This is a genomic window from Streptococcus pseudopneumoniae, assembly GCF_001074565.1.
In the GTDB taxonomy this organism is placed as follows: domain Bacteria; phylum Bacillota; class Bacilli; order Lactobacillales; family Streptococcaceae; genus Streptococcus; species Streptococcus pseudopneumoniae_J.
This window is the reverse complement of sequence record NZ_JUQX01000035.1, coordinates 1-3,930: the sequence shown is the minus strand read 5'-3', so window position 1 is coordinate 3,930 and position 3,930 is coordinate 1. Positions and strand designations below refer to the sequence as shown.

Here is a 3,930-nt window from a genome sequence, read left to right as displayed (position 1 = left end):
ATAAAAACACCCCAAAAGTTAGATTTTTTTCTGTCTAACTTTTGGGGTGCAGTTCAATTTCCAACTTCTTTTGTTTACTAACGTGATACGCGACGGCGAGCTGCTTTTTTACGATTTTCTTCGATGAAAGCTGCTTTTTGCTCTTCTGGCTCAATCACTTTCTTTTTAATTGCGTATACTGCACCTGCAACGGCAGCGACAGTTCCTGCGACACCTGTTACAAGACCTTTAGCGAATCCTTTAGCCATGAGTCTTCCTCCTTTATCTTCCCGATCAGCCAGGCTCCTCAAGAGGTAGCATTTTTCTGACTGACCTTTTTGTGATATAATAATAGTAACGAAAAAATGGGAATTTTTCAAGGAAAAAAGATGAAAACAAAAATAATTGTGATTGTTGGACCGACTGCTGTTGGGAAAACAGCCCTTGCTATTGAAGTAGCCAAGCGCTTTGGTGGAGAGGTGGTCAGCGGTGACAGTCAGCAAGTTTATAGAAGGTTAGATATTGGGACGGCCAAGGCTAGCCCAGAGGAGCAAGCTGCAGTTCCTCATCATTTGATTGATGTCAGAGAGGTGACCGAGTCTTACTCGGCTTTTGATTTTGTTTCAGAAGCTAAAAAGGTTATAGAAGACATTCAAAGTCGTGGCAAGCTTCCTATTATAGCGGGAGGTACCGGGCTTTATATCCAGAGCTTACTAGAGGGCTATCATCTAGGTGGAGAGACACCTCATGAGGAGATATTAGCCTATCGAGCTAGTTTAGAGCCTTTATCAGATGAAGAATTAGCCCATCTTGTGGAGCAAGCAGGTCTTGAAATTCCCCAGTTAAACCGTCGTCGAGCTATGCGAGCCTTGGAAATCGCCCATTTTGCTCAGGATTTGGAAAATCAAGAGACCTTGTATCAACCGTTGATTATCTGCTTGGATGATGAACGTAGTCAACTCTATGAGCGTATCAACCATCGCGTGGACCTCATGTTTGAGGCCGGGCTTTTGGACGAGGCCAAGTGGCTTTTTGACCATTATCCAGATGTGCAGGCTGCTAAAGGGATTGGTTACAAGGAACTATTTCCTTATTTTCGAGGAGAGCAGTCCTTGGAAGAAGCTCGTGACAGTCTCAAGCAGGCGACTCGACGTTTTGCCAAGCGCCAGCTGACCTGGTTCCGTAATCGCATGCAGGTGACCTTTTATCAGATTGGAGAGTCTGGCGTGAAGGAGCGCATTCTAAGCCAGATTGAGGAGTTTTTACATGATTGAAACAGAGAAAAAAGAGGAACGGGTCCTGCTCATTGGTGTTGAGCTGCAGGGTATGGAAAATTTTGACCTCTCCATGGACGAGTTGGCCAGTCTGGCTAAGACAGCTGGGGCAGTTGTAGTAGATAGTTACAGACAAAAACGTGAAAAATATGATTCCAAGACTTTTGTTGGCTCAGGTAAGTTGGAAGAAATTGCACTGATGGTAGATGCGGAAGAAATTAGCACTGTCATTGTCAACAATCGCTTGACTCCACGGCAGAATGTCAATCTAGAAGAAGTTCTGGGTGTTAAGGTGATTGATCGTATGCAGTTGATTCTGGATATCTTTGCTATGCGAGCTCGAAGCCATGAAGGTAAACTCCAAGTTCACCTTGCCCAACTCAAGTACCTCTTACCTCGTTTGGTGGGACAAGGGATTATGCTTAGTCGTCAGGCTGGGGGAATTGGTTCCCGTGGTCCAGGTGAGAGTCAGTTGGAACTGAATCGTCGTAGTGTTCGAAACCAAATTACGGATATCGAGCGTCAGCTCAAGATTGTTGAGAAAAATCGGGCGACAGTCAGAGAAAAACGTCTGGAGTCGAGTACCTTTAAGATTGGTTTGATTGGTTACACCAATGCTGGGAAATCAACCATCATGAACACCTTGACCAGCAAGACCCAATATGAGGCAGATGAGCTATTTGCGACTCTAGATGCGACGACAAAGAGTATCCATTTGGGAGGTAATCTTCAGGTTACCTTGACTGATACTGTTGGCTTTATCCAAGATTTGCCGACTGAATTGGTTTCCAGTTTCAAGTCAACCTTAGAGGAAAGCAAGCATGTGGATCTACTAGTTCATGTCATCGATGCCAGCAATCCTTATCACGAGGAGCATGAAAAAACAGTCCTGTCCATCATGAAAGACTTGGATATGGAGGATATTCCCCGCCTGACCCTTTATAATAAAGCGGATTTGGTGGAGGATTTCACGCCGACTCAAACGCCTTATGCCCTCATTTCTGCCAAGTCTGAGGATAGTCGTGAGCAGTTGCAGGCTTTATTTTTAGAGAAAATCAAGGATATTTTCGAACCCTTTACCCTGCGCGTCCCTTTTTCTAAGTCCTACAAGATTCATGATTTGGAAAGTGTAGCGATTCTGGAAGAGCGCGACTATCAAGATGACGGGGAAGTGATTACAGGCTACATTTCTGAGAAAAATAAATGGAGGTTAGAGGAATTTTATGACTGATATTAAAACCTTGGCTCTAAAGTATGGAGGTTATACAAGTCTGGATAAGGTCTATCTAGATCAGCTTCTAGCTAGCAAAACAGAGCAAGAGCAGTTGGCTCTCATCACACCTCCTCCGAGTGTAGTCAATGCCTACTTTGCTGAACTCTACCAGAAAAAGAGTCCTGAGGCTGCGACGGATTATTTTGCAGAACTCAGTCAGGAACTGAACCTCTACAATGCTGAGCCAAGTTTCACCTTTGAAAATAAGCCTTTTATTCGTCTTAATTTATCTGGCAAATCCTTTGGCTTTTGCTATGAGGAAGAAGGTCTTGGACGGATTTTCTCTGAAAATGAAGAGGGAATCTCGGATGACTTGCTCTTTGAGATTGCACAAATTTTCCCCCATCAACTCGTCTTTGAAGAGTCTGGAAAGATTTACATGAAGGATGCCGGAGACGAAGAAGTTGTTAGCGTGAAAAGTCTCACAGCTTTGACAGATTTGGAAAGTTTAGCTGATGGTCGCAAGCGTCTCAAAGGCTACAGCCAAGAGGATTTGTTGCAAGAAGCTAGAGCTTTTTCTGGCAAGCATTATTTCCGATTGGAAAACCGCACAGCCATGTTATATATTGATTAATTAGAAAGTATCGAATGGATATTCAATTTTTAGGAACAGGGGCTGGTCAGCCCTCTAAAGCCCGCAACGTTTCAAGTCTCGCCCTGAAACTCTTGGACGAGATTAACGAAGTCTGGCTCTTTGACTGTGGAGAAGGAACGCAAAATCGCATTCTGGAAACTACGATTCGACCACGAAAGATCAGCAAAATCTTTATCACTCACTTACATGGAGACCATATCTTTGGATTGCCTGGTTTTCTCTCTAGTCGTGCTTTTCAGGCTAATGAAGAGCAGACAGATTTGGACATTTATGGACCTCAAGGGATCAAGTCCTTTGTCTTAACCAGCCTTCGTGTGTCCGGTTCTCGTCTGCCTTACCGCATTCATTTTCATGAGTTTGACCAAGATTCTCTAGGGAAAATCCTTGAGACCGATAAATTCACGGTGTATGCAGAGGAGCTGGATCACACTATTTTCTGTGTTGGCTATCGTGTCATGCAAAAGGATCTTGAAGGGACCTTGGATGCTGAAAAACTCAAGGCTGCTGGTGTTCCATTTGGCCCGCTTTTTGGAAAAATCAAAAACGGTCAGGATGTTGTTTTGGATGATGGGACTGAAATCAAGGCGGCAGACTATGTCTCAGCGCCACGTCCTGGTAAGATTATCACCATCCTTGGTGACACCCGAAAAACCAATGCCAGTGTGCGTCTGGCTGTTAATGCCGATGTCCTGGTCCATGAGTCCACATATGGCAAGGGCGATGAGAAAATTGCCCGCAATCACGGTCACTCAACCAACATGCAGGCTGCACAAGTAGCGGCAGAAGCAGGAGTCAAGCGCCTCTTGCTC

At 44.6% G+C, this 3,930-nt stretch carries 5 protein-coding genes; 4 read left to right on the top strand and 1 reads right to left on the bottom strand.

Going from position 1 to position 3,930, the window contains the following annotated elements; translation table 11 throughout:
• Nucleotides 1-77: 77 nt before the first annotated feature.
• On the bottom strand, nucleotides 78-248 hold the full coding sequence (locus ADI74_RS05755) for a DUF3042 family protein (RefSeq protein ID WP_049537667.1): 171 nt from the start codon (nucleotides 246-248) through the stop codon (nucleotides 78-80).
• Between the two features lie 120 nt (nucleotides 249-368).
• Here ADI74_RS05755 and miaA point away from each other — a divergent pair, with 120 nt between their 5' ends.
• The 4 genes from miaA to rnz all read left to right on the top strand — a co-directional run.
• Nucleotides 369-1,253 carry a tRNA (adenosine(37)-N6)-dimethylallyltransferase MiaA gene (gene miaA, locus ADI74_RS05750; RefSeq protein WP_049537665.1) on the top strand — a complete coding sequence of 295 codons (885 nt, stop codon included), beginning with the start codon at nucleotides 369-371 and terminating at the stop codon, nucleotides 1,251-1,253.
• On the top strand, nucleotides 1,246-2,484 hold the full coding sequence (gene hflX, locus ADI74_RS05745; protein ID WP_049537663.1) for a GTPase HflX: 1,239 nt from the start codon (nucleotides 1,246-1,248) through the stop codon (nucleotides 2,482-2,484). Before miaA ends, hflX begins: the two co-directional genes overlap by 8 nt.
• Nucleotides 2,477-3,100 carry a cystathionine beta-lyase gene (locus ADI74_RS05740; RefSeq protein WP_049537661.1) on the top strand — a complete coding sequence of 208 codons (624 nt, stop codon included), beginning with the start codon at nucleotides 2,477-2,479 and terminating at the stop codon, nucleotides 3,098-3,100. Before hflX ends, ADI74_RS05740 begins: the two co-directional genes overlap by 8 nt.
• 14 nt (nucleotides 3,101-3,114) lie before the next feature.
• A partial coding sequence (gene rnz / locus ADI74_RS05735) for a ribonuclease Z (RefSeq protein ID WP_049537659.1) occupies nucleotides 3,115-3,930 on the top strand: 816 nt, incomplete at its 3' end.

Bases quoted from the DNA above. Each gene is read 5' to 3' on its own strand.
- hflX (WP_049537663.1), top strand. From the start codon at position 1,246: ATGATTGAAACAGAGAAAAAAGAGGAACGGGTCCTGCTCATTGGTGTT.
- miaA (WP_049537665.1), top strand. From the start codon at position 369: ATGAAAACAAAAATAATTGTGATTGTTGGACCGACTGCTGTTGGGAAA.
- ADI74_RS05740 (WP_049537661.1), top strand. From the start codon at position 2,477: ATGACTGATATTAAAACCTTGGCTCTAAAGTATGGAGGTTATACAAGT.
- ADI74_RS05755 (WP_049537667.1), bottom strand. From the start codon at position 248: ATGGCTAAAGGATTCGCTAAAGGTCTTGTAACAGGTGTCGCAGGAACT.